The sequence below is a fragment of the Bacillus sp. 22475 genome (assembly GCF_052044835.1).
In the GTDB taxonomy this organism is placed as follows: domain Bacteria; phylum Bacillota; class Bacilli; order Bacillales; family Bacillaceae_G; genus Bacillus_A; species Bacillus_A cereus.
In genome coordinates, this window is the sequence record NZ_JBQENW010000078.1 from 1 (window position 1) to 2,830 (window position 2,830).

The following is a 2,830-nucleotide window of genomic DNA, read 5'->3' on the forward strand; positions in this document are numbered from 1 at the left end:
ATATATGCTTGAGCATGGATAATTTCTTTCTGAAGTTCTTTTAATTCTTCCGTAGATCCTGATTCAATCTTCATATAAGTAGTAACTAGACTAATCATCATATCCATCTTTTCTACTATATTTTGAATGACCTGTTCAGATTGCTCTTTTTTAGGGTGCTGTATTGCTATTAATGCATTTTCTATATAATTGTTCTTTCTTTGCTGGATATCATAAATAAACTGTTTTGTGTTTGAGTTCATTTGCTATTCCTCCATTTTGGATATACTTCTATTCTATCATATTCGAATGGTAAATATTAGATTATCCTAAATGTACACCTGTCCCGCACATCTCCTCAAATATACAAACTAATCCTTTAATGTAAAGGAAGCTAAGAAAAAATTTTATAAAGAAAAAGCCGATTTCCCTATATATTAAGGGTATCGGCTTATATTCATATTCTTTTACTTAATTAATTTCTGACATAAAACTTATAATAATAACATTACTTTTACTAGCTAGAAAAGGGTTGATACTGTACATTTTAAAATATCAATTAAGCACTAATATTTTGGTTATGCACTGTTTCACCTTTATGGGAAACATAACTGTGTGCTATCATTCCTAGCATTATTACAAACATGCCACACCAAGATAAAATAGAGGGGAATGAAGAATGTAATAAGATTAGTTCTCCAATAATAGCAAAAAGCACCTCCATAGATTGTGTTGCTTCAACAGTTGCAAGTTTCTGCATATCTCCTTTAACCATATCAGTCGCTTTAAAAAATAAGATAGTTGCAATTACACCAGAGCAAATAGCAACTAAAATAGATTGCATAGTTTGCTCCTTACTAGGTATTCCTGCTGTAAAAAGACCATATAAGGATAGTAAAAACCAAAATGGTAAGCTAGCTAATGTCATTCCAAGGACACGTTGATAAGCATCTAGACGATCTCCACAAACCTCCATCATCTTACGATTCCCGAGTGGGTAAGCAAAAGAAGCTACAATTACAGGGATAATACCTAACATAATATCTTTTACAGCAAGCGATTTTGCTTGTTCCATTTGCATAAGGAAAATACCAAGAAGAATAATCAATGACATACTCATACCCTTCATTGGAATTTTCCCTCTTTTCTTAATAATCCCATCTGGTGTTTGATAGGTTTGGATAAAAAGAGGAGCTAACAAAGATCCTGATATAATAGTAACTTGCCATGTCCCTGCAATAATCCATCCTGGTGCATGTGCAGCGGCAAAACATAATGGAGCATAAAATAGACCAAAACCTACAAAACTCCATAAAAACCACGCACTTAAATCCTCTCTCATAACTTGTAATAATACTTTTAATTTTTTTTGGCTCATAACAAGAAGTAAAAGGAATGGAAGCATAAAAATAAACCTTAATGAAGCACTCCATATCCAGCTACCACCTGATAATTCCATTGCTCGATTTAATATAAATGTGAAAGCAAAAAAGAAAGCAGCACATATACCTAAAAAAATAGGGCGCAAATTCCTCACCTCAATCTGTCTCATAAGTCAGCAAATTCCCCAGACTTAACCAGTTCTGTTCTACAAGATGTGCTGTTGTTTCTTTATCTTTATTTTTGCAAGCCTCTATAATTTGCTGATGTTGTTCTACTGACTTTAGACCATTTATCGAAGTGAACTGAGAAATTTCGAGACGTTGAATCTTAGATATACTTCGTTCTAACGCACGAATGATTTCAGGATTTCCTGCCACATCTAAAAAAACACTGTGGAATAACTCGTCAGCTTCAATTGCTTTTATAATATCTTTTTTCTCAATAGATAATAGTAAAGCCTTATTACTGAACTCTAATTCTTGAATATCCGACTCTTTTAATAATGGTACTGCTAAACGAGCAGCTAACGAGTGTAAAACTGCTACCACAGTAAATGCGTGTTTCGCCTCCTCAATATTTAATGGTGCAACACGAGTAACTGAACCAGGAATAGATTCAATAAGTCCTTCATCCTCAAGGCGCTTCAACGCCTCTCTAACTGGAGTACGGCTAATTCCAAATTCTTCTGCTAATTCTTTGTCATTTAAGCGTTGCTCCGGTTGCAGCTCTAATGTAACGATTGCTTTTTTCAAAGTTAGATATACTTCATCTCTAAATGACATACGTTTAATGGGTTTAATAATATCTTTTTTCATAAAACCAATATATCGGATATTGGTTTTATGGTCAACTCTAATTTTTCAATAAAATATACTCGATTATCAAATTCTAAAAACGACCATTTATCATTTTAGCCAAGAAGACTCCTTCCTCTAGGAACGCGAAGTGAGTAGGTGGGAGATGAATTGGCTTTGAACAAGGGATGGCAAGGAGCCATCTTAATTGTTCGACATACATAAAGTGTTACTTCACTATCTATCGAATGTACGTTCGGTATATAATAGTCATATACCGAAATGGAGGTGAATCAAATGATAATTAATAAAGCCTATAAGTTTCGTATCTATCCAAATCAAGCACAAGCAATTCTAATTAACAAAACGATAGGTTGTTCTCGCTTTGTATTCAATCATTTCCTATCCCTATGGGATCACGCATACAAAGAAACTGGGAAAGGTTTAACATATGGTACATGCTCTGCCAAACTTCCTGCCATGAAGAAAGAGTTTGTTTGGCTAAAAGAAGTGGATAGTATTGCGATTCAGTCGTCTGTTCGCAACCTTGCAGATGCGTATACATGCTTTTTCAAAAAAACAAAACAGCGCACCGCGCTTTAAATCTAAGAAGAACAACGTACAATCTTATACCACAAAACAAACAAATGAAAACATTGCCGTTGTAGGGAACA

3 protein-coding genes and 1 pseudogene are annotated in these 2,830 nt (G+C 34.2%); 1 reads left to right on the forward strand and 3 read right to left on the reverse strand.

Annotated elements, in window-relative coordinates; all coding sequences use genetic code 11:
• From ACTJJY_RS31820 to ACTJJY_RS31830, 3 genes are all read right to left on the reverse strand, one after another.
• Positions 1-242, reverse strand: a 242-nt coding sequence (locus tag ACTJJY_RS31820) for a hypothetical protein (RefSeq protein WP_440606851.1), incomplete at its 3' end; no start/stop codon positions are given.
• A gap of 296 nt (positions 243-538) precedes the next feature.
• On the reverse strand, positions 539-1,531 hold the full coding sequence (locus ACTJJY_RS31825) for a DMT family transporter (protein WP_440607437.1): 993 nt from the start codon (positions 1,529-1,531) through the stop codon (positions 539-541).
• Complete coding sequence (locus tag ACTJJY_RS31830) at positions 1,518-2,177, reverse strand: GntR family transcriptional regulator (protein WP_440607438.1); 660 nt, start codon at positions 2,175-2,177, stop codon at positions 1,518-1,520. The genes ACTJJY_RS31825 and ACTJJY_RS31830 overlap by 14 nt, the downstream gene beginning before the upstream one ends.
• Positions 2,178-2,453: 276 nt before the next feature.
• On the opposite strand from ACTJJY_RS31830, the pseudogene ACTJJY_RS31835 reads away from it, so the two are divergent.
• Positions 2,454-2,830: pseudogene (locus tag ACTJJY_RS31835) on the forward strand (helix-turn-helix domain-containing protein); the annotation flags it as partial.